17 protein-coding genes are annotated in these 21,509 nt (G+C 67.8%); 2 read left to right on the top strand and 15 right to left on the bottom strand.

The window, feature by feature from the left end; all coding sequences use genetic code 11:
- Nucleotides 1-2: 2 nt before the first annotated feature.
- From DES44_RS23305 to rsmB, 3 genes are all read right to left on the bottom strand, one after another.
- Nucleotides 3-2,246: a sensor histidine kinase gene (locus tag DES44_RS23305; RefSeq protein WP_058936847.1), complete on the bottom strand. Its 2,244-nt coding sequence runs from the start codon at nucleotides 2,244-2,246 to the stop codon at nucleotides 3-5.
- A 79-nt stretch (nucleotides 2,247-2,325) separates the two neighbouring features.
- The gene (locus tag DES44_RS23300; protein WP_058936846.1) at nucleotides 2,326-2,940 is read right to left on the bottom strand and encodes a DUF4390 domain-containing protein; all 615 of its coding nucleotides are present in this window, start codon (nucleotides 2,938-2,940) and stop codon (nucleotides 2,326-2,328) included.
- Nucleotides 2,937-4,319: a 16S rRNA (cytosine(967)-C(5))-methyltransferase RsmB gene (rsmB, locus tag DES44_RS23295; protein WP_058936845.1), complete on the bottom strand. Its 1,383-nt coding sequence runs from the start codon at nucleotides 4,317-4,319 to the stop codon at nucleotides 2,937-2,939. Before rsmB ends, DES44_RS23300 begins: the two co-directional genes overlap by 4 nt.
- 178 nt (nucleotides 4,320-4,497) lie before the next feature.
- Here rsmB and folE point away from each other — a divergent pair, with 178 nt between their 5' ends.
- Together folE and DES44_RS23285 are read left to right on the top strand one after the other, a co-directional pair.
- Nucleotides 4,498-5,214 (top strand): GTP cyclohydrolase I, encoded by a 717-nt coding sequence (gene folE, locus DES44_RS23290; RefSeq protein ID WP_058936844.1) that lies wholly within the window; start codon nucleotides 4,498-4,500, stop codon nucleotides 5,212-5,214.
- 11 nt (nucleotides 5,215-5,225) lie between these two features.
- Nucleotides 5,226-5,648, top strand: a complete 423-nt coding sequence (locus DES44_RS23285; protein WP_058936843.1) for a BLUF domain-containing protein — start codon at nucleotides 5,226-5,228, stop codon at nucleotides 5,646-5,648.
- Between the two features lie 103 nt (nucleotides 5,649-5,751).
- Here DES44_RS23285 and DES44_RS23280 read toward each other — a convergent pair whose 3' ends face one another.
- From DES44_RS23280 to DES44_RS23215, 12 genes are all read right to left on the bottom strand, one after another.
- Nucleotides 5,752-7,074: an NAD(P)/FAD-dependent oxidoreductase gene (locus tag DES44_RS23280; protein WP_058937660.1), complete on the bottom strand. Its 1,323-nt coding sequence runs from the start codon at nucleotides 7,072-7,074 to the stop codon at nucleotides 5,752-5,754.
- The gene (locus DES44_RS23275; RefSeq protein WP_198164852.1) at nucleotides 7,074-7,394 is read right to left on the bottom strand and encodes a c-type cytochrome; all 321 of its coding nucleotides are present in this window, start codon (nucleotides 7,392-7,394) and stop codon (nucleotides 7,074-7,076) included. The genes DES44_RS23280 and DES44_RS23275 overlap by 1 nt, the downstream gene beginning before the upstream one ends.
- A gap of 402 nt (nucleotides 7,395-7,796) precedes the next feature.
- Nucleotides 7,797-8,345: a LemA family protein gene (locus DES44_RS23270; protein WP_058936842.1), complete on the bottom strand. Its 549-nt coding sequence runs from the start codon at nucleotides 8,343-8,345 to the stop codon at nucleotides 7,797-7,799.
- Between the two features lie 9 nt (nucleotides 8,346-8,354).
- A complete protein-coding gene (gene queC, locus DES44_RS23265; RefSeq protein ID WP_083525926.1) occupies nucleotides 8,355-9,125 on the bottom strand; it encodes a 7-cyano-7-deazaguanine synthase QueC in 771 nt (256 codons plus the stop codon).
- A gap of 88 nt (nucleotides 9,126-9,213) precedes the next feature.
- Nucleotides 9,214-10,488 carry a glutamate-5-semialdehyde dehydrogenase gene (locus DES44_RS23260; RefSeq protein WP_116001903.1) on the bottom strand — a complete coding sequence of 425 codons (1,275 nt, stop codon included), beginning with the start codon at nucleotides 10,486-10,488 and terminating at the stop codon, nucleotides 9,214-9,216.
- A 188-nt stretch (nucleotides 10,489-10,676) separates the two neighbouring features.
- On the bottom strand, nucleotides 10,677-13,583 hold the full coding sequence (locus DES44_RS23255; RefSeq protein ID WP_170156735.1) for a M16 family metallopeptidase: 2,907 nt from the start codon (nucleotides 13,581-13,583) through the stop codon (nucleotides 10,677-10,679).
- Nucleotides 13,584-13,699: 116 nt separating this feature from the next.
- Complete coding sequence (locus DES44_RS23250) at nucleotides 13,700-14,653, bottom strand: GNAT family N-acetyltransferase (RefSeq protein ID WP_083525924.1); 954 nt, start codon at nucleotides 14,651-14,653, stop codon at nucleotides 13,700-13,702.
- A 30-nt stretch (nucleotides 14,654-14,683) separates the two neighbouring features.
- Complete coding sequence (locus tag DES44_RS23245) at nucleotides 14,684-15,643, bottom strand: AEC family transporter (protein WP_233441668.1); 960 nt, start codon at nucleotides 15,641-15,643, stop codon at nucleotides 14,684-14,686.
- A 215-nt stretch (nucleotides 15,644-15,858) separates the two neighbouring features.
- Nucleotides 15,859-17,694 carry an ATP-binding protein gene (locus DES44_RS23240; RefSeq protein ID WP_058936839.1) on the bottom strand — a complete coding sequence of 612 codons (1,836 nt, stop codon included), beginning with the start codon at nucleotides 17,692-17,694 and terminating at the stop codon, nucleotides 15,859-15,861.
- Between the two features lie 57 nt (nucleotides 17,695-17,751).
- Entirely contained in the window at nucleotides 17,752-19,656 is a 1,905-nt protein-coding gene (locus DES44_RS24855) for a hypothetical protein (protein ID WP_147307198.1), read from the bottom strand.
- On the bottom strand, nucleotides 19,653-20,738 hold the full coding sequence (locus DES44_RS25200) for a hypothetical protein (protein WP_058936835.1): 1,086 nt from the start codon (nucleotides 20,736-20,738) through the stop codon (nucleotides 19,653-19,655). The genes DES44_RS24855 and DES44_RS25200 overlap by 4 nt, the downstream gene beginning before the upstream one ends.
- Nucleotides 20,739-20,751: 13 nt before the next feature.
- Nucleotides 20,752-21,471, bottom strand: coding sequence for a hypothetical protein (locus tag DES44_RS23215; RefSeq protein ID WP_147307197.1), 720 nt, complete (start codon nucleotides 21,469-21,471; stop codon nucleotides 20,752-20,754).
- Nucleotides 21,472-21,509: the final 38 nt, after the last annotated feature.

The raw sequence follows: 21,509 nt of genomic DNA, 5'->3' as shown, positions 1-21,509 counted from the left end.
GTTCACGCGGGCCGAGGCGCGTCTGGCGCAGGGCTCGGTGCAGTCGCGAGTTTTGAAAATGATAACGAAACTTGCGCGCCTATCGGTGCCTGTTCGGGGTGACCTGCCGGCTGAAGATTGACCAAACGGATCCGCGCCCCATGTTCATCCGCAATTTTCTTCACCACGGCCAGTCCCAGGCCGGTGCCTTTGCTCTTGGTTGTGACGTATGGCTCGAAGGCCCGGTTCAGCACTTTCTCCGCAAAGCCAGGCCCGTTGTCCAGGATGACCAGCCGCAAGGCGCGCAATTCGCCCATTTCATTGGTCGCCTTTTGAGTCCGCACTGTCACACGTCCGTCCGGCCGCTCACTGACTGCATCCAGCGCGTTCTGGACCAGATTGTGGATGACTTGGCGAAGTTGCGGCGCATCTCCCAGGATCAAAGGGGGGTCCTGCGCCAGATCCGCCACCAGCCGGCCCGCTTCCTGCGCCTCCGCGTACAGCGTCAGCACCTCGGCCACCAGCGCATTGACGTCCAGCGGCGCCAGCTTGGCCGCAGGCAGCCGCGCATAGTCCCGGAATTCGTTGACCAGTTGCTTCATCGACTGCACCTGGTTGACGATGGTGCCCACCGACCGCACCAGCATGGCCTGGTCCGCCCCCTCCAGCTTGGATTCCAGCTTGAACTGCAGACGCTCCGCCGACAGCTGAATCGGCGTGAGCGGATTCTTGATCTCATGCGCCAGGCGCCGCGCCACCTCGCTCCAGGCGGCGGAGCGCTGGGCCGACACCACTTCGGTGATGTCGTCGAACACCAGCAGTCGCGCGTCATGCGGCAGCGCCGCGCCGCGCACCAGCAGGGTGACGGTGATCTCCTCGGTCAGGCGCAGTTCGAAGGAGTCCTGCCAGTGATCGCGCTCGCCCGCCTCCGGGGATTGCAGTTCAAAGCGCTGCCAGATGGACTTCGCAAACTCCTGCAGCGGCTCCAGCTCATCGAGATGGCGGCCGACATAGGCCGACAGCGGCAGCCGCAGGATGCGGGTCGCGCCCGGGTTGACCGACTCGATGCGCCGGTCCGCGCCGAACACCATCACGCCGGCGGTCAGGTTGTCCAGGATGGTCTGCAGGTGGGTGCGCGCACTTTCCACCTGCGCCACGCTCAAGTCCACCTGCGCCCGTGCATCGGCCAATTGCTCGGTCATGTCGGCAAAGGACCGCGTCAGGCCGCCCAGCTCGTCGCGTGACCGGAACACCGGCTTGGCCTTGAGGTCACCGGTGGCCACCTCCCGCATGCCTTCGGCCAGCAGCAGCAGGGGCTGGACCAACTGGTTGGACAGCGCCACCGCCAGCAGCAGCGCCGCAAACACCGCCAGGATCAGCACCAGCGTCAGCGTGCCCAGGTACATCTGCCGCAGGCCGTCCCGCAGCAAGGAGCGCTGCAGATACTCCTGGTTGGCGGCCTGCACATTGAGCGCATTGCTCACCACCTTGCCGCTGATGGTCCGCACCACCATGAGGTAGCGGTCGCTGTTGGTCAGCTGCAGTGCGCTGCTGGGCAGCAGGGCCACCGCGCGGATGCGGGCTTCGCCTTGCACCGCCTTCTGTTCATCCTCCAGGCCCTCCAGCCGCGACGACACGCCGTTGCTGCGTGCCTGGCTGAGCATGCTGGCGGTGGGCCGCTCCGGAATGCTGTCGTTGTCCGGACCAGCCGTCAGCAACACCTGGCCATTGCCCCCCAGCAGCGCGACGCTGCGCGCGGAGAGCTGGTCCCGCAGCCGCTCCAGCGCCAGCGGGGCCAGGGCGCCGTCTTCCCAGCGCTCGGCCGCACTGCGAGTGCGGGCGCTCAGTTCGCTGCGGGCGTTGTCGAGCGTGTCCTGGCCCAGCGCCAGGCCGGCTTCCAGGGCACTGGCCAGCCGCTGGTCAAACAGGCTCTCGATGCTGCGGTTCACGAACTGGTAGGAGACGGTGTAGATGAGCAGGCCCGGCACCACCCCGACGAAGGCGAAGATGAAGGCCAGCTTCAGCAGCAGTCGGCTGCCGAAGCGCCCGCGCTTGACCCGCAGCGCCAGCCGGGTGCCGGCCACGCCGATGACGATGATCAAGGCGGTGGCGACCGCCACGTTCACCCAGAACAGCCACAGGTAGTGCCGTTCCAGGAAGCCGCGCTGGGCCGTGGTGCTGATCGACAGCAGGAAGGCCAGCATGCCGCTGGCGCCCGCGATCGCCGTCACCGATACCAGCCAGGCCAGGCGTGCCGCTTTGGTCACAGGGAGCAGTCCTTCAGGGTCAGTGCCTCAGGGGTCGATCGGAAGGGGGAAGCCGCAGGGCGTCGTCCGCAGGCGGGTCTCACGGCTGGGGCCGGTTGGGCGGCGGTGTGGAAGGCGCGTCCAGGTTCAGCTGGAGATTGCGCTCCACCGACAGCGCCCAGCCCTGTCCGGCCCCCAGGCCGATCTGCATCGGGCGGGGCAGCTGGCTGGTGTCCAGCTTGTAGCTGAACTCCAGGTAATAGTTGCCATCGTCCTCGATCTCCTTGGCGTCCGCCACTCGCCAGCCGGACACGCCGCGCAAGGACGCCACCGCTTCGCCCAGCGTGTCAAAGCTCTGGTGCAGCCCGCCGGTGCTCACCCGGTACTGGCGGGTCAGGGGTTGCCAGGTCAGGCGCCAGGTGCGGGTGGCCCGGGCGACGCGGGCGTCACGCCAGTACCAGCGGTTGCGCAGCACCTGCACCTCGGCCACGAAATAAATGGCCACGCCCTTGAGCAGTGCATCTTCCGCGGGCCTCGGCAGCTCGAAGCGGCTGCTGAAACTCAGGGCCAGTCCGTCCTCGACCCGTTCCGCATTCAGCTGTTGCAGCGTCACGCCCTGGGCCAGCGCCCAGGCGTGCAGGGTCAGCAGGGCGCCGACCAGGGTCAGGCGCCGCGACCAGGCACGCAGCAGAACGAACGGACTCAACAGGCTCACGCGGACGGCAACTTCTGGAGCAAGGCGTAGAAGAAGCCGTCGGTCACGGCCGCGTCGCCTCGCAGTGGGTGTTGCGAAGCATTGTCAGCGAGCGGAAGGAGGTGACCGGCTCCACGGGTGAACAGACGCAACCGCGCATCGCCATGGCGTTGCAAAAACGCGTCGATTTGATCCTGACCTTCGGCCTTGAAGACCGAGCAGGTGGCATAGAGCAGCCGGCCGCCCGGCTTGAGCAGCGGCCACAGCGCCTCCAGCAGCTCGGTCTGGATCTGCGCCAGTGCCGGGATGTCGGTGGCGCGGCGCAGCCAGCGCACGTCCGGGTGGCGGCGCACGATGCCGGAGGCGCTGCAGGGCGCGTCCAGCAGGATGGCGTCCAGCGGCTGGCCGTCCCACCACGCCTTGGTGTGGCGGGCGTCGGCGGCCTTGACCCGGCCGTCCAGATGCAGCCGGGCGAGGTTCTCACTCACCCGCTCCAGCCGCTTGGCGTCGGTGTCCAGCGCCAGCAGATCCAGCCGGTTGCCTGCCAGTTCCTGCAGATGCGCGGTTTTGCCGCCCGGCGCCGAGCAGGCGTCCACGACCCGCGCCCCACTCCCGAGCACCGGCCAGTCCTCACCGGGCGCCAGGTCTTGCGGCTTCATCAGGCCCAGCAGCAGCGGTGCCGCCAGTTGGGCCGACGCGTCCTGCACCGACGCATCGCCGTCTGCAAAACCGGGCAGGGCCTGGACCGGACGGGGTTCGTCGAGCACCAGGGCCTGCGGCCACAGGTCACCCGCCGGCCCGGCGGCGATGCCGACGTCTTCCAGGCGCTGGCGGTAATGCTCCGTGCTGCCCTGGGCCGGATTCACCCGCAGCGTCATCGGCGGACGCTGCTGATTGGCGGCCAGCAGGGCCTGCCAGTGATCGGGCCAGTCCTTCTGCAACTGTTCCTGCCACCAGCGGGGATGGTTCCAGGTGGCGATCGGATCGTCCTTCAGGGCCTCGACCAGCGCCTCGCGCTCCCGCAGGAAACGGCGCAGCACCGCATTCACGAAACCGGCCTGCTTGGGCGTTCGGCGACGGGCCGCCTCCACGCACTGATCCACCAGGGTGTGTTCTGCGTATGAGGTCTCACCCGGCCAGAGCAAGGCCAGGGCGGTGACCAGCAGCGCATCCACCCGCGGCGGCGGCGCCTTGGGCGCCAGACGGGACCGCACGGCCTGTACCGCCCCAAGGCGGCGCAGCACGGTAAAGCTCAGCGCCTGGGCGCCGGGACGCAATTCGGTGGCGCAGCGGCCCAGCCAGTCGGTGAGGGAATGGCCGTCGCGCACGGCCTGGACCGCATCAGCGCTGGCGCTCAGCAGCCGGTGCAACGGAGGAGAGGAGGAATGGGGGGTAGACACTGGTGAAGTTTAAGGGGTGGCTGTCCCGCACCGGGCCGCCTGTACGCCCTACGGATCACAATGACATCGCCCCACGCAGACAATTACCGGGCAGACTCTCCCACGGCGGAGCGCATCTGCGCTTTCCATTCGACCGACCTTTACCTTCGGGATACGCTTCATCGCGCCCCCTTCATTCATGACAGGCACCCCCACCTTGAGCGCCGAGTCCCTGGCGGCCCTGCCGGCGTCCGAACGCGTCCGTTACCGGCTGGTCCACGCCAAGAAGCGCTATCACGCCAACGACAACATTGCCGACTTTCTCGAACCGGGCGAACTGGAACAGATTCAGGCGGAGGTCCAGGCCAAGATGCAGGATGTGCTGCAGGCCCTGGTGATCGATACCGTCAGTGACCACAACACCCAGGAAACCGCCAAGCGGGTGGCCAAGATGTTTGTGCGGGAAGTGTTCGCCGGCCGTTATGCGCAGGCCCCCGCCGTCACCGAGTTCCCCAATGTCGAGCGGCTGAACGAGCTGATGATCGTTGGCCCGATCACCGTGCGCAGCGCCTGTTCGCACCACCTGTGCCCGATCATCGGCAAGGTGTGGATCGGCCTGCTGCCCAATGAGCATTCCAACCTGATCGGCCTGTCCAAATATGCGCGGCTGACCGACTGGATCATGAGCCGTCCGCAGATCCAGGAAGAAGCCGTCACCATGCTGGCCAATGAACTGCAGGACCGTGTGCGTCCCCACGGTCTGGCCATCGTCATGGATGCGGACCATTTCTGCATGCACTGGCGCGGCGTGAAGGACATGGAATCCACCATGATCAACAGTGTGATGCGCGGCGCCTTCCTGAAGGATCCGAACCTGCGACGGGAATTCCTGTCACTGGTGCGCAGCAAGAGCTAAGAGGACTCCCCATGCTTGTTCGCCTCGTTTACGCCAGCCGTGCCCGTCGGGACTTGAGCCCGCACGATCTGCAAGACATCGTGCGCCGCTCCCGGGAGCACAACACCGTGGAAGGCATCACCGGCCTGCTCTGCCATACCGACGGTGTCTTCATCCAGGTGCTGGAAGGGTCGCGGGAAGCGGTCAACGTCCGCTACAAGCGCATCGTTGCGGACGAGCGCCATGACCAGTGCACCCTGATCGCCTATGAGGAAATCGGCGAGCGGCGGTTTGCTGGCTGGTCGATGGGGCAAGTCAATCTGCATCGGCTCAATCCGGCGCTGCTGCTCAAGTACGGAGAGACGCAGAAACTCGATCCGTTCCGCATGACCGGCCGTGCCCTGACCACCCTGTTCGAAGAACTGGTGACCGCTGGCGCCATCGAGTGCCACTGAGCGGTGCCGTTCACCGGGGTTTCTGGGAGCTGCGCGCGGGGTCTCTAACCGCCCCGCCCGGAGTCTCCAAGCGCCCCCGGGGGATTGGGCCCGGTGACCTGCCTCAACCCAGCATGTCCTGCCAGAGCGTCCGGGCCCAGTGCCAGGCGTAACGGGACTCAAGTTCGTTGGGCTCGTCGGAGACACCGCCGGAGCCCGGCACGGTCCGGTAGGTGCGCTCCTGCGCGACATAGCGGTGCACACTGGCCACGTGGATCACCTGGCTGCCGTCCACATGGCTGTAGCAGGTGTTGGTCAGCATGGGCTGCGTGTCCGGCGGCAGGCCCGCCAGCTCGCTGAGGATGGCCGCGGCGGCCACCTTGGCATGGGCATTGGCCATGTGGCCGCTCTTGGGCATCGCAGGGGCGACCTGAATGGCATCACCGATCACGTGAACGCCAGGCGTCTGCGAGGACGCGAAGGTCAGATACTCCACCGGGCACCACCGTCCACCGGCGGCGCCGATGCGCCCCACCAGCCCGGCTTCCCGCGCGATGGCGCCGGCCTGCATGGCCGGCAGCACATTCAGCACGTCCGCCCGCTCCGGCGACTGCAGTTCAAACCGCACCGTCCCGCCCGGACCTGAGCCGGTCTCCACCGCCACCGCCTTGTGCAGCGGGCGATAGTCCAGCAGCCCGGCATAACGCTCCGCCCAGACCTTGCGGAACAGCGCCGCCTTGGAGGTGATGTCCGGGTTGGCATCCAGCACCAACAGCTTGCTGCGGGGCCGGGCCTTCTTCATCCAGGCGGCCACCACGCTGGCGCGTTCATAAGGGCCTGGCGGGCAGCGATACGGCGCCTCCGGGATGGTCAGGGCGAAGACGCCGCCGTCCGGCATGGCTTCGAGCTGTTGTCGCAGGGCGAGCGTCTCGGGGCCGGCCTTCCACGCCTGCAGAATGCGGCCGCTGTCATGCGCGGCCTCCAGGCCCGCCACACTGCGCCAGTCCAGGTCGATGCCGGGCGACACGATCAACCGGTCATAGCGCATGGCATCGCCTCGCGCGAGCAGCACCAGCCGCCGCTCGGTGTCGATGTGGGTGACGGTGTCCCGGACCCGTCGCACACCGGATGCGTCCAGCGTCGACATGGGGCGGGTCAGCGTCTGCATCGATGTGAAGCCGCCCAGCACCAGGTTCGACATCGGGCAGGACACAAACGCGTCTTGCGGGTCGACCAGCACTACCTCGAGGGAATGTCCGGACCACAGCCGCAGATAACGCGCGGCGGTCGCACCGCCGATGCCTCCGCCCACCACCACGACCCGGGCGCGTCGCCAGCCGGGCTGGGGCTGGGGCTGCGCAGCCTCTGCAGCATGGGGGACCGAAAGGGCGGCAGCGGGAAAGGCCGCCGCGTAAGCGCCGGCCCGCAGCCAGTCACGGCGGCGCATCATGGCTGGCCTCTCTTGGCGGCATGCGCGGCATTTGCGGCATCCGCGGCATTCATGGCGTTGGCGGCTTTGGTGGCTTTGGTGGCGGGGGCGGCCGACTGTGCAGCGAAGTAACACGCCAGCAGGTCGATCTGGGCGTCGTCATAGCCCTTGGCCAACTGCGGCATCACCGTGCCTGGCCGGGCGCCGGATTTGAAGGCGCGCATCGTCTGCGCCAGTTCCTCGGCAGGTCGGCCTGCCAAACGCGGCAACGCATCATCGGCCGTGGAGCGTCCGTCGGTGCCGTGGCAGGCCGCGCAGGTCGCGGCGAGGGCCCGCATCCTGAGGTCGGCGGCTGGCGGTACCAAGGCGGACGCGGCCGGTTCAGGCGCGGCCCGTACGGTGGTCGCCACGATGAGCCCGGCGCACAGCACCCATGGCCCTAGAAGTCCGGTGGCACGGATGGAGGTCCGACCCCGATCTGCAAGCTGGAGCCTGATGGACTCGGATTCCCGCATACCTGTCCTCCCGCATGGCCGTGTTGGGCGATGTGTGTGGCGACGTAGTGGCGACGTATTGGGCGCTGTGTATGGCGCCCCATATAGAGCGCCGTATAGAGCACCGCGTAGACCACCATGTAGAGCGCCATCCATGGCGCCGCGGGGCTGAGTGTAGGGAAACCGGCGCTCAGCGGCCAGTTCAGCGAGACACGATCGCCGGCGCGACCGAGGTCCCACGAAGCCTCACAGGCTGCGCGACTCCGAGAACCCGAAAAAGCTCACCAGCACCCGCGTCGGGAACTGCCGCACCGCCTCGTTGTAGTTCTGCACCGCCTGGTTGAAGACCTGCCGCGCGAAGGCGCGTTGCCGGTCCACCAGCTTGAGTTCATCCACCACGCCATAGAGCTCGGCGTCCGACACCAGCTCCGAGTGATGCTCCACCAGCGAGATCAGCCGGGTCAGCGCCGCCCCATGCACGGCCGAGGTGATGGCCAGTTGGGCAATCGGGTCCGCCGCATGCGGCCGGGCCCGCACTGCTTGCGCGGCCGCCTGGGCTTCGGCCTGGGCGGCCGCCAGGGCGTCGATGCTGGCCTGCTCGCTGGGCAGGCGCTCACGCAGATGACCCAGCAGGGCGTCGCCCAGCGTCGCGCGCCGGGTCAGCGCCTCATCCAGCTGGGCGAAGGCCTTGCCGATCTCATTGCGCAGCAGCATCACGCGGTTGTAGGCGCCGATGCCCCAGAACAGCAGCACCGCACCGATCACCCACAGGGCTCGCTCCCAGAACACCGTCACGCTGACTCCTCAACGACCGCCGGCCCGGGCCTGCACAAATTCCTGGTAGCCCCGCGCCCGCAATTCGCAGGCGGGGCACTGGCCGCAGCCCCAGCCCCACGCATGGCGGGTCTCGCGCTGGCCCAGGTAGCAGGTGTGGGTGTGCTCGATGATCAGCTCGTTCAGCGGCGCACCGCCCAGCCCCTCGGTCAAGGCCCAGGTCTGGGCCTTGGTCAGGAACATCAGGGGCGTCTCCAGCGTCATCGGCGTGTCCAGGCCCAGGCTCAAGGCCACTTGCAGCGCTTTGAGCGTGTTGTCCCGGCAGTCCGGATAACCGGAGAAATCGGTCTCGCACATGCCGCCCACCAGCACCGAGGCGCCGCGGCGGTAGGCCAGGGTGGCGGCGAAGGTCAGGAACAGCAGGTTGCGTCCTGGCACAAAGGTGTTGGGCAGGCCGTTGGCCTGCAGCTCGATGGCCCGCTCCTGCGTGAGGGCGGTGTCGGAAATCTGGCCCAGCAGGCTCAGGTCCAGCAGATGGTCTTCGCCCAGCTTTCCGGCCCAAGCCGGAAACTGCTCGCGGATCCGCTGGCGCACGACCTGCCGGCAGTCCAGTTCAATGCGGTGGCGCTGCCCGTAGTCAAAGCCCAGCGTTTCCACTTCAGCGAACCGATCCAGCGCCCAGGCCAGGCAGGCGGTGGAGTCCTGGCCGCCCGAGAACAGCACCAGGGCCTTGCGGCTCGAGGCATTGACGGCCGGCGGCAGCGGGGACGGGAGCGAGGAAGCAGGCGAATGGTCGGACATGGCAGCAAGGGGCACGGGGAGCGGGCGGCGCTCCCTGCGCCCAGGGCAAGAGGGCCGTCAGTGTACCGGCAGCCCCCCATCCGCCTTGTTACTGACGGATTTCTCCCTGGCCCAGCACCACCCATTTCATCGAGGTGAGGCCCTCCAGGCCGACCGGGCCGCGGGCATGGAATTTGTCGGTCGAGATGCCGATTTCCGCGCCCAGGCCGTATTCGAATCCGTCAGCGAACCGGGTGCTGGCATTGACCATGACGCTGGCCGAATCCACTTCCCGCAGGAAGCGCATCGCGTTCCCATGCAGTGTGGTGAGGATGGCGTCGGTGTGGTGGGAGCCATAGCGGTTGATGTGGGCGATGGCCTCGTCCAGGCTGTCCACCACCTTGATGCTGATGATGGGCGCCAGGTATTCGGTGCTCCAGTCGGCCTCGGTGGCCAGCGCGAGCTTGGCGTCCGGCACTTCCAGCAGCGCTGCGAAGGCGCGGGGGCAGGCCCGCATCTCCACGCCCTTGGCCGCGAAGAGGCGGCCGATGCGCGGCAGGAATTCGGCCGCCTGGTCCGCATGCACCAGCAGCGATTCGGTGGCGTTGCAGGGGCTGTACTTTTGCGTCTTGGCGTTTTCCACCACCACCAGCGCCTGCGCCAGGTCCACCTGGGCATCCACGTAGCAGTGGCAGTTGCCGTCCAGATGCTTGATGACCGGCACGCGGGCGTCACGGCTGATGCGCTCGATCAGCCCCTTGCCACCGCGCGGGATGATGACGTCCACGAAGGCCGGCATGGCGATCAGCAGCCCCACGGCCGCCCGGTCGGTGGTGTTGATCAGCTGCACCGCCTCGGCCGGCAGGCCGGCCTCCTCCAGGCTCTGCCCCACCAGCGCGGCCAGCGCAAGATTGCTGTGCAGCGCCTCGGAGCCGCCGCGCAGGATGCAGGCATTGCCGCTCTTGATGGCCAGCGACGCCGCTTCGATGGTCACGTTGGGCCGGCTCTCGTAGATCATGCCGAACACGCCCAGCGGCACCCGCATCTGACCGACGCTGATGCCGGTGGGGCGACGCTTGACGCCGGTGATCTCGCCGATCGGGTCCGGCATGGCGGCGATCTGCTCGCAGCCCAGGGCCACCGTCTCCAGGGTCTTGGCATCGAGCTTCAGGCGGTCCACGAGGGGCGCGTCCAGGCCGGCTTCGCGGGCGGCGGCCAGGTCGCGTTCATTGGCGGCGGCCAGGGCCGGGCCGCTGTCGCGCAGACGGCGGGCCAGGGCCAGCAGGGCCTGGTTCTTGGCGGCGGTCGGCGCGGCAGCCATCTGCGTCGCGGCGCGACGCGCGGCCTCGCCCACGCCGTTCATGTAGGCAACGAGATCGGTCATGACGGGATTCTGAACCATCACGCGCCGCCCGCGACCGCGCAGCAAAAAGCCCCTGGCCCGCATCCATCGAAAGCCGGCAGAGCAGGCTTCGTCAGGATGAGGGCCAGGGGCCGAGGGGAGGACCGGGGCGGCCGTGGCAGGCGTCCCGGGAATGGCGACCTCATGGCCGCCGTCCCCGGATCACCCCGTCAGGGCTTGGCCGGCGCGGAGGCAGGAGCCGCCGGAGCCGCAGGAGTAGCCGGGGCCGCAGGAGCCGCCACCGGCAGCAGCGCCCCGTTCACGTCCCGGATCTCCAGCGGCTTGCGTCCCCAGCTCTGCAGCTGCGGCAACACCTTGGCCTGGTCGCCCACCGCCACCACGATGAGGCCGGCCGGGTCCACATAGCTGCGGGCGGCCTGCAGGGCGCTGGTCGCTGTCACCGCGTTGTACTTGCGCGGCAGGCTGGTGATGCTGTCCAGCGGCTGGCCGACTGCCCACTCGCTGGCATAGCTCGACGCCATGACGCGGTTGGTGTCGAACAGCCCCGGCAGCGCCAGCAGCTGGGCATTGCGCACCCGGTTCAGTTCGGCGGCGCCCATCGGCTTGGCGCGCATGCCTTCGATCTCCTTGAACATGTCGCTCAGGGCCGGTCCGGTCACATCGGTGCGGACGCTGCCGCGGATGCCGAAGCTGCCGCTGTCGCGGTTCATCGAGAAGCCCGAATAGACGCCGTAGGTGTAGCCCTTGACCTCACGCAGTTGCGTGTTGATGCGGGAGGTGAACAGGCCGCCCATGGCCGCATTCATCACCTTGATGTCGGCGGCCTGCGGCACGCCGGCCTTCGGTCCCGGTGCGACGACCGCCAGGGCGGTCTGCGGGGAATTGGGCTTGTCCACCAGCACCACGCGGGCGGCCACCGGCTTGGGCGCCGCGGTGCTGGGCACCGGCGCGGCGGAGGTGGGCTTGACCCAGCCGCCGAAGAGCTTCTCGGCCAGCGGCTTGAGCTCGGCTTCGGTCAGGTCGCCGGCCACCACCAGCGCGGCCTGGTCCGGACGGTAATGGGTCTGCCAGAACTGGCGCAGCTGGGTGGCGTCGGTGGCCTGGATGGAGGTTTCCGTGCCCAGCCCGTTGGCAGCCAGCGGATGACCCTCGCCATACACCACCCGGTTGCCCACCAGCGAAGCCACGGCCGGGGCCTGCTCGCGCTGCTGCGCGAGTGCGGCCAGCCGCACGCCCTTGAGTCGCGTCACCTCGTCCTCGGCAAAGGCCGGGTTCTGGGTGACGTCGGCCAGCAGGGCCAGGCTCTGCGCAAAGTTCCGCTTGAGGCTGCTCACCTCCACGCGGGCCTCATCGCGGCTGGAGCTGCTGGTCAGCGTGGCGCCCAGACTGCCGGCCTCGTCGGCGATCTGCTGCGCGCCGCGCGACTGCGTCCCCTGCTCCAGCATGGCGGCGGTGAAGCTGGCCAGGCCCGGCTTGTCCGCCGGGTTGGCCGACTGGCCGGCGCGCACCACCAGCGAGGCGCTGACCAGCGGCAGGCCGGGATTGGCCACCTGGATCACGGTCAGGCCGTTGGCGAGGGTGAAGCGATGGCCTTCCGGCAGCGTCAGCGGCTTGGCCTTGGTGCCCTTGGGCTGGGTCTTGCGCCAGGCGGCGTCCGCATTGAGCGATTCACGTTCGCCCTTGGCGGCCTTGGTGGGCATCGGCGGCGTCGGCACTTCCGGGGCCAGCTTCTGCTCGCCCGGCGTGGCGTAGAGCACCACTCGCGACTGCTTCTTCAGCTGCTGGGCCACGGCATCCCGCACCTGGGCGGCGGTCATGCTCTGGTAGCGGCCCAGGTCCTTGGCGATGTAGTTCGGGTCGCCGGCCTGCTGGTTGTAGTAGTTGATCTGGTCCGCCAGCCCCTGGAGTTTTTCCAGGCGGGACAGCAAGCCAGTCTCGATGGCGGCGCGGGCGCGGCCCATTTCTTCCGGAGTGGGCGGGTTCTGGGAGAGTTCGGCGACGGCGTCGTCCACCAGTTTCTCGATCTCCTCCAGCGACTTGCCGGGACGGGCCACCACCTCGATGCCAAAGACCGAGCCCAGCGACAGCGAATACTGCTGCACCGACACCGACTGGGCAAGCTGCTTGTCATACACCAGCGTCTTGTACAGACGGCTGGACTTGCCGCCGCCCAGCACGTGCGAGGCCACATCCAGCTCGGCGTCTCCGGGCTGGAACACCGCCGGGGTCTGCCAGGCGATGTTCAGGCGGGGCAGCTCGATCCGGTCGGTGACGGCGATGCGCTTTTCCTCGGTGATCTTGGGTTGCGGCACCTGCACCGGCGGCACGGCCTCACCGGCCTTGAGCGGACCGAAATACTTTTCCACCAGCTTGCGGGCTTCGGCCGGGTTGAAGTCACCAGCCAGCACCAGGGTGGCATTGTTGGGACGGTAGTAGCGGCGGGCAAACGCCTTCACGTCTTCCAGCTTGATGGACTGGATGTCGGCATGCGAGCCGATGACCGAGGCGTAGTAGGGATGGTCTTCCGGATACAGCGCATGGAACAGCGCTTCTTCCACGATGCCGTAGGGGCGGTTTTCCACCGACTGGCGACGCTCGTTGCGCACCACGTCCTGCTGGTTGGCCAGGGCGACCGAGTCGACCTCGTCGATCATGTAGCCCAGCATGTCCGACTTCAGCCACAGGCCCAGCTCCAACTGGTTGGACGGCAGGGTGAAGAAGTAGTTGGTGCGGTCGAAGTCGGTGCTGCCGTTGGAGTCGGTGCCGCCGGCCGCGTCGATGATCTGGTCCGCCTGGCCGCGCGGGATGTGGCGCGTGCCGGCGAACATCAGGTGTTCGAACAGATGGGCAAAGCCGGTCTGGCCCTTGGCCTCGTTGCGGGGGCCGGCATGCACCCACAGGTTGAAGGCCACCAGGGGCAGGCGGTGGTCCTCCACCAGGATCACTTCAAAGCCATTGGCCAGCTTGACCTTCTCCAGTTTGACCTGCAGCGTGCCGCCGTCGGCGGTGATCGCGCTGCCGGGTTGGGCGGGGGCGGCGGCCCAGGCGGAGGCGGCACCCAGGCCGCCCACGTTCAGGGCGGCCCAGACGGCCAGGGTCAAAGTCTTGATGCGCATGACAGGGATCCCGCGGGACGCGGACATGTTGTGGAAGGCCGCACCCTACACAGGTGGGCGCCGGCTCACAAGTGCGGGAAGCAAGAGGTTTGACCGGACAGCCCCTGGCCGTGGGGTCAGCGGGGAGTGTCCGGGGTCAGGGTGCGCTGCATCCAGAGCTGATGCAGTGGCATCTGCGAGGCGCCCAGGGCCCGCAGTGACTGGCCGCCCAGGTCGTCCCGCTGCAACTGCGGCACCCGCAGACGGCGCTGTGGATAGACCCGGGCAAGCGCCTGCAGCAGCGCCTGCGCGTCCCCCGGATCGGGGGCGATGAAGCTGTTCACCATCACCGTTTCGTCGGGGAGGGTGAAGATGAGCTGGGCGGTGGCCCCGCTGGTACCGGTGCCGGTCGTGCCGGAGGCGACGGCCGCCTCCACAGCTTGAAGGGGGCGCATCTGCCACGCATGGCCGCCGGTCAGGTGACCCAGCGAGGCCCGCGTGACCTGCAGCGGCAGGTCAGGCCAACGATGTTCGGCCGCATCGAGCCACTCCAGCGCTGTTGCAAGATCGACCGCCTGCGGCGCGGCGGCTTGCTTGTCGCCAGTGCCGCCCCCCACCGCCAGGTCAGCCAGATCCGCCTGCCATCCATGCAAGGGGTACACCGCCTCGAACCCCCGGCTTTCGTACAGCCGCCGGGCGCGCTCGTTCTGCGCGAACACTTCCAGCTCCACGGCTTGCTGACCATTCGCCGCCGCACGGGCCAGGACGTCATCGAGCAATGCCGCCGCAGCGCCGGTGCCCCGGGCCTGCGGACGAGCGCCCATCGTGGCCAGTCGCCAGCGCCGGTGCAGCGGCCGCTGTGCCACCAGGGCAAAGGCGAGTGCCTGACCCTGGCTGTCAAACGCCACCCGCGACAAGCCCAGGTCCGCGCCCTGGCGCGCCAGAAAGGCCGGCCACTGGCTGAGCGGGACTTCGAACGGCCCGATGAGGTAGTCCGCAAAGGCCTCCCGGAAGAGGGCATGCAGCACGTCGGCCGGCACCTGGTCACCGGGGCGCAGATCCAGGCTGGGCACGTGGGTCCTTCGGTTCATGCGGTTCTGTTCATGCGGTTCGGTTCATGCTCAACGTCCCAGCCACACCGGTATCGCCAGCCACAGCGGCGCCGTGACGGCAAACAGCAGCGTGGCCACCACCACCGCGCCAGAGGCTTCCTGCTCCAGGGTGCGATAGCGCTGCGAGAACATCATGGCATTGGAGCCGGGCGGCAGGGCGGCCATCATGACGATGACGGCAAGGCCCAGTCCCGACAGGCCAAAGACCCAATGGGCCACCACCAGCACCAGCGCAGGCAGCAGCAGCAGCTTCACGGCCAGCAGGCCCATCATGTCGCGCCAGGCCCGTGGCCATCCGTAATACGACAGCGACATGCCGATCAGCACCAGGCACAGCGGCACCACCGCGCTGCCCAGCATCTGCAGCACTTCGTCCAGCACCCGGGGCAGGGCCAGACCGGTCAGGTTCCAGGCGAACCCTGCCAGCACCGGCAGCACGACTGGATGGATGATGGTGTTGCGCATGGTGACCCCCAGCGTCGAGAGCAGGCTGGCGCCGGACGCATGATGACGTGCCAGGTCCGACTCCACCAGTACCGTGGCCAGGCTCAGCAGCGTCAGGGCATGCAGGCTGACGATGGTGATGTGTACCGCCAGGCCGTCTTCGCCAAAGACGCCGGCCACCAGCGGCACGCCCACCTGCAAGGTATTGCCGAAGCAGGCCGTGATGCTGCGCACGGCCGGCACGGCAGGGTTGTCCGGCCGGCGCGAGCGCTGCCACAGGTAGACGCCCAGCAGCGCCAGCACCACCGGTGCAAAGAAGGCGGCAATGGTCAGCCAGGGCAGGGTCTGGAAGTCCACCCGCGCGGTGGTGCGGAACATCAGCGCGGGGACAAAGAGATAGAAGGCCAGATTGGACAGCACACGGGCGGGGTCGGTCTCACCGCCGGCCTTGCCGAGCCAGCGCATGTGGCCGACGAACCAACCCATCGCTGCGGCGATGAAGATCGCCAGCAGCTTGGAAAACAAGATGCCTGTCATGGCGGCGAGTATGCCGGGGCAGGGCAGGCGTCCGTGCGCAGCCGGGTGCGCGGGTGCGTGCGCCGCACAATCCCGGGAAACGCCGGCTCACGCCAGCGGCGCCGGCACTGGCCAGAAGCCCGAACACTCGCCCGTGGCCCCACGTGCCAGCAGCCTCGGCAGTTGCCAGCACCCTCGACAGTTGCCAGCAGTCTGCGCGTCGCTTAAGAGGCCAGCGGCAGCTCCAGCGCAAAACTGAAGCGGCTGCCGTGGCCCGGCAACGTCTCCACATCGATCATGCCGCCCATCAGCTTGACCAGTTGCTGGCTGATGGCCAGGCCCAGCCCGGTGCCGCCGGCGCGGCGGGACTGGTCCGCCACCTGTTCAAAGGGTTGGAACAGCCGCTGCACCTGCTGCGGCTCCATGCCGATGCCGGTGTCGGTGACGCTGAAGCGCAGCACGATGCTGCTGGGGCCGCGCGCCATCAGGTCCACCATCAGGCCCACCCGGCCCCGGTCGGTGAACTTGACGGCGTTGGACAGCAGGTTCAGCAGCACCTGGCGCAGCCGCTGCCCGTCCGCCCGCACCCGCGCGGGCAGTTCAGGGTCCAGCGACACGTCAAAGGCCAGGCTCTTTTCAGCGGCCCGGGGACGCATCGACTCACTGCACATTTCCAGCAGCGCCCGCAGGTCCAGCGGATTCAGCTGCAGGGTGAGCTTGCCGGCCTCGATGCTGGCCACATCCAGCAGGTCGGTGATCAGCACCAGCAGATGCTCGCCCGATTCCCGCATCAGCCGAATCTTGGACTGCTGGCTTTCGGTCAGCGACTTGTCCATCTGCAGCAGTTGCGCAAAACCCAGGATGGCATTGAGCGGCGTGCGGAACTCATGGCTCATCGTGGCCAGGAAGCGGCTCTTGGCCTGGTTGGCCGCCTCGGCCCGCTGCTTGGCCTGGGACAGCTCCACCGTGCGTTCGGTCACCAGCTCTTCCAGATGGTCCCGGTGCTGGGTCAGCTCCTGCTCGGCCAGTCGGCGCTGGGTGATGTCGCTCACCAGGCCCTCGACCCGGGAGGCGCCGCCGTCCTGCACCAGGTGCAGGCTCAGTTCCATCCACAGGTCACGGCCGTCCCGGGTGGTGACCAGCAGCGGCACCTGCTGCAGCAGGCGATGCCGACCCAGCGCGCGGGCCAGTCGCCGGTATTCGTCGGGTTCGATGCGCACCACGCGGCGCAGGGTGAGGCCTTGCGCCTGCTCGGGATGCGGCAGGCCCAGCATGTGGGCCAGGGCCTTGTTGATGCGCAGCAGGCGGCCGTGGCCGTCGGCCTGGAAGATGCCCTCGGCGGCGTTCTCGAACAGGCTGCGGTAGCGCTGCTCGCTGCTGCGCACGCCTTCGGCAAAGGCCTGCAGCTTGGCGCTCATGGCGTTGAGTTGGTCGGTGAGGTCGCCGATCTCGTCCGCATGCTCGGGCGCGATCTGAGCCCCCAGTTCGCCGCTGGCCACCCGCTGGGCCAGCCCCCGCAGGCGCGAGACGGGCCGCTCCACCAGCCGGCGCACCAGCACATAACTGGTCAGGCCGATGGCCAGCAGCACCGTGGCCAGCAGGCTGGCCACCAAGCGCCGGGTTTCCCCGACCCGCTGGTCGATGTAGGCCCGGGTGTAGACCAGGGTCGCCCGGCCCAGCGCACCGGCCGGGCCGCTGTCCACGCTGGAGCGGTGGCTGAGCTCGAACTCCATGGTCTCGGGCCGCACCGGCGGGTCGGTCCGCTCGCGGCGCAGGGTCTCCAGGCCGGGAGCGGTGAGGGTGATGGCATGGACCTCCGGATCGGCCATGACCGCATCCAGCAGTTCGGACAGGGCGGCGCTGTCCAGATTCCAGACCGGTTCGGCAAAGCCTCGGGCCACCAACTGGGCCATGCGGCGCTGGCGTTCCAGCAATTCCGCGTCCAGCTCGCGTTCGTGGCGGTTCACCCAATACAGGCCGATGAGACCCACCAGGATGGTCGCACTCAGGCTGAGCGCGGCCACCAACCGTGTCTGGATGCTCAGCGTCGACCGACCCATGCACTCTCCCTATGCCTGGGCGCAGTGTCGCAAAAAAACGGGGGCTTACGGACGTGTTCACGTCCCCTGGCTGGAGGTCGACGAAGACGAGCACTCATCCTCCACCGGGATGGGCTCCTCAAAGACCTCCATCACCAGGGGCTCGTCCTCCAGGGGCGACGGCTCCAGCGGCACCGCCACGGACCTCGGAAACACCAGGGTCACCATGTCCGGGTCCCACCCGGTTGGCGGGTACGAAGAGGCGTGTCGCGGCCGAGTGGTGCTGGTACTGGTACTGGTACTGGTACTCGTGCGCTGCACCACGGTACGGACGTCCAGGCGTTTCACGGTACTGATGACCGTGTGAGCGGATAGGCGCGTGGAAAGGCCAGGCACCTCACCCGCGGGGCGCTTGCGCCGGGGGGGAAGCTTGGTGGATTCCGTGCCCGAGTCGGTGTCGACCTTCGTGTCGACCTTCGTGCTGGTGTGCTTGTCGGCGCTTTTGCCTGCGCTTTTGCCTGCGCTTCTGCCCGCGGTCGTGCCCGCGGTTGTGCCTTGCAGCCGCGCGGCGTCAGGCAACTGCGAACGTCGGGCCCGTCGTTTCCCCGGCGCCTGCGCATCGGCTGGGAGTTGCAAAGGGGCAGGGCCAGACTGCGGTGCGCCGGCTTCCCCGTCACGCTGGCCAGCACCGGCAACGGCGCCGGTCCCTCCATCCCCCACATCCGGCTGGAACATCCAGGTCGGTGAGCCCCGCACGGTCATTGGCAGCGATTCCAGCGGGACCGCCTCTTCCGCGCGAAACAGGAATGTCGGATGCGGGTCTGCTTGGGGCGCTGGGAGCCGGACGGTTTGCGGCGACGGGACCCGGCCGTCCTCGGGAGAGGGCAGCCGACCTGACGCAGTTCGAGCATCGGTGTACCCACGGGCTGGACCATCGGGGGGAGATCGCAGTGTGCCGCAGGAGCGCACAGGGGCGGCGCCCGAAGACCCGCCATCGCGCAGGGCATACGCTCGGGCACCGGATGGGCCGCGGGATGAGTCATCTGGCGCGGCAGATAGCGCGGCTGGCAGCACGGGAGAGGGCTGGACATACGGCGCCGGCGAATAGGGTGGCGGCAGCCATGGCGGCAGATGTGGTGGCAGATGTGGCGACGAATGGAGCGACAAATAGGGCGAGGGATGTCGCGACAGATGCGGTGGGGTGGACGAAGAGGGACGGGGTGCGCCATACGTCGACTGCATGGTCTGGACATCTTGCGGGGCCGAGGCTCGTTCCCATGGCGCAGGGCGGATGGAGGCAGGGGCAATGCTGGGCGAGCCTGAAAGGAGGCGTTGCGTCACGTACTCCTGTTGCAGATGTCTCCGACGGGTGTCCAGCGCCGCCATGGCCGACCGGCAGGATTCCAGGGTGCTGCAGCGATCCAGGCTGAACAGCAGGTGCTCCAGCTGGTGGCGCATCGCCAGCGTGCTGGCACTGGGGGGCTGTTCATCTTCGAGTTGCCGCAGCAGCCGTCTTGCCAAGTTCACGCTGGCGCTGATCTCCTGCAGAAGGACAGGGATGGAGGGATCGTGGGCTTGGCGCAGCAGCTGTGACAGCGACCAGAGGGCGATGCGGAACTGGTGAATCTTCTCGACGAAGAAGCGTTCCTTGTCCTTGCCGAAGGTGCCAGGGAGCAGCTTGCTCAGTGCGGCAGTGAGGGCGTCATAGCGCTGGAAGCGATCGCTCACCACGTAATAGATCCACGGGTTCTTTCGCAGGAGCGCATCCTGCAGCCTGTGCTGGGCGTCCATGACGTCGGCGAGACAGCGCCTCCACTCGCGTGAATCCGAGCCGTAGTTCACCGGCTCGGGCGGCTCCTGCGCCAGGATGTCGGAGGTCATCTGCGGATCAGGCGGTGCGACGTCGGGTGCGTCGGGGAAGTCCGGCGACATCACGAGGGCTTCCTGAGAGGGGCCCGCGGAGGATGTGAGGGAGAAGCTCATGGCGGCTCACCGAAAAGGAAATCCCTCAGTTGGCCCATGGACCAATCTGGGTCGCCCCTCAACGCCTGCGAGCCTGCCTGCGCCGAACGGAAGCTCTCAAGGCCTGGTCGAGCGGGTGCCGGCCTAGCCTCGGCGCCGCCCCCGGCCCCTCCCCCGGTCTCTCCCCACCTCTCGCTCAGTCGTTCCGCCAGCCGTCGCTTGACGGAGGGGGCGGGGCACGGATCACCGCTCCCACCGGCAAGCCCATGGCTGGCAAGCCCTTGGCGGCCAGCGTCAGGAGACGGGCCTTGCAAAGGGCGCTTGCGGTCTGGCGAGCAGCCAAGCACCAGCGGGCCCGCAACGGTCGTTGGCCGGGCCTGGACGGCCAGCGGCGGGCTCAGACCGAGTGCGGCGCCGGCGGCCGTCGCGTCGGGGGACAAGCGAGCCCGGATCTCCAACAGGACGTCCTGACAGTCTTGGCAGCTTGAACTGCGCTCGAAGCGGCAGAACAACGAGTCGTGGATTGCACTGGCACTGGCGTTGGCACTGGCACTGGCACTGGCACTGGCACTGGCACTGGCACTGGCACTGGACTCCTGTTGCGCACTGCTGGCCTGACGCTTTAAATATCGCGCCACTTTGATCCAGTTGAAGCACTCCGAAAAAACCGGTTGGAGATGTTGATCATGCTCGTGCGCCAGCAACTCCCTCAGCGCCCAGTTGGCGCGCTGAAACTGCAAGAGGCCCTCGATCATCCGCTGCTGGCACCTAAGGTCAAACGGCTTGCGGTCCAGCACGTCTACGAGAGCCGCTTTCAGGAGGTGGTAGCGCTCGACACGAACCTTCACGTAGTCATAGAGACACCGTCGCTGATCGAGTACGTAGTTTTCGAGCCCATTGAGCGCCTCGTTCGCCTCCGCAAGCGCCGATGCGGCTTGCCTGACGGTGATCGGACCCTGCAGACGGGTCGGGGCCGGGCCACCCGGAGGGAGCTCGAAGGTCCTGCTCGCCGGCGCCGACGAGGTCTTCCCGAACAGGAGGTCGTCCAACAAGGACAAGTCCGAGAAGATGTCGGGACTGCTGCTCAAGGGCTGGAAGCTCATGAGGGTCGGGGTGTCAAAGGGGCATGCCACCCTGGCGTGACCGGGGAAGCGGGAAGCGCGCCAGCGCCGGTAGCACTCCGGAAGACGAATAGGTCAACGGCTCCAGGTAGGTCCGCAATTGCGCCAGTGACCGGCGGCCATCGTCCAGCGTGGCCGCCCTGTCCATTTTGAGAATCAGACCGTTGATGGTGGTCAGGTGGTTCCTTGTCGAGGGGTCGTCGCCCCGGCGCGAGAGGTGCCGGGTCACGGCAGAGGCCTCATCCACACCCTGGGCCATGTCGCGGAACAGGATCAGCGCATCCGCCACCGGATGGTCTCGCAGAATCCCGCAGATCGCCCCCAGATTGGCCTTGATTTGATTGAAGTCATTACGAGCGCGCACGTCTTCGGTCGTTTCAAAGCGGCTCTTGAAGGGGCCGTTCCGCGCCTCGAAGATGGAGTTCTCGAGTTCCTTGCAACGATGGAAGCGCGCGGTCAGGTGCGGCGTCAGGGTGGGTTCGTGCTGAGCAATGTGCGTCTCCAGTCGAAGCCTGAGCGACATCGCCCTTTCATGCCAATACTCGACCGTCTCACGCGTGATGATGGCCGGGGTGGGATCCGGCAGTGCGCTGAAGTCCAGCTTGGCCAAACTTGTCCGCCGCCTCCCGGACGGAACGGGGTCGCTGTCGGTGCCGTCCGCGTGGTGGGCGGCGGACGGCACAAATCCGGAGGCGGAAGGAAGGGGAAAGCTCATCGCGGCTGACCAAAGGTGAAACCCCTCAGTCAGCCCAA

This window comes from Roseateles depolymerans (assembly GCF_003387155.1).
Lineage (GTDB): Bacteria > Pseudomonadota > Gammaproteobacteria > Burkholderiales > Burkholderiaceae_C > Roseateles > Roseateles depolymerans.
Note: the sequence above shows the minus strand (reverse complement) of the source record. Positions and strands in the feature narration are given on the sequence as shown.

Excerpts from the sequence above, each read along its gene's own strand:
- folE (WP_058936844.1), top strand. The coding sequence starts at position 4,498 with ATGACAGGCACCCCCACCTTGAGCGCCGAGTCCCTGGCGGCCCTGCCG.
- DES44_RS23285 (WP_058936843.1), top strand. The coding sequence starts at position 5,226 with ATGCTTGTTCGCCTCGTTTACGCCAGCCGTGCCCGTCGGGACTTGAGC.
- DES44_RS23280 (WP_058937660.1), bottom strand. The coding sequence starts at position 7,074 with ATGCGCCGCCGTGACTGGCTGCGGGCCGGCGCTTACGCGGCGGCCTTT.
- DES44_RS23275 (WP_198164852.1), bottom strand. The coding sequence starts at position 7,394 with ATGCGGGCCCTCGCCGCGACCTGCGCGGCCTGCCACGGCACCGACGGA.
- queC (WP_083525926.1), bottom strand. The coding sequence starts at position 9,125 with ATGTCCGACCATTCGCCTGCTTCCTCGCTCCCGTCCCCGCTGCCGCCG.
- DES44_RS23260 (WP_116001903.1), bottom strand. The coding sequence starts at position 10,488 with ATGACCGATCTCGTTGCCTACATGAACGGCGTGGGCGAGGCCGCGCGT.
- DES44_RS23255 (WP_170156735.1), bottom strand. The coding sequence starts at position 13,583 with ATGCGCATCAAGACTTTGACCCTGGCCGTCTGGGCCGCCCTGAACGTG.
- DES44_RS23250 (WP_083525924.1), bottom strand. The coding sequence starts at position 14,653 with ATGAACCGAAGGACCCACGTGCCCAGCCTGGATCTGCGCCCCGGTGAC.
- DES44_RS23240 (WP_058936839.1), bottom strand. The coding sequence starts at position 17,694 with ATGGGTCGGTCGACGCTGAGCATCCAGACACGGTTGGTGGCCGCGCTC.
- DES44_RS24855 (WP_147307198.1), bottom strand. The coding sequence starts at position 19,656 with ATGAGCTTCTCCCTCACATCCTCCGCGGGCCCCTCTCAGGAAGCCCTC.
- DES44_RS25200 (WP_058936835.1), bottom strand. The coding sequence starts at position 20,738 with ATGAGCTTCCAGCCCTTGAGCAGCAGTCCCGACATCTTCTCGGACTTG.
- DES44_RS23215 (WP_147307197.1), bottom strand. The coding sequence starts at position 21,471 with ATGAGCTTTCCCCTTCCTTCCGCCTCCGGATTTGTGCCGTCCGCCGCC.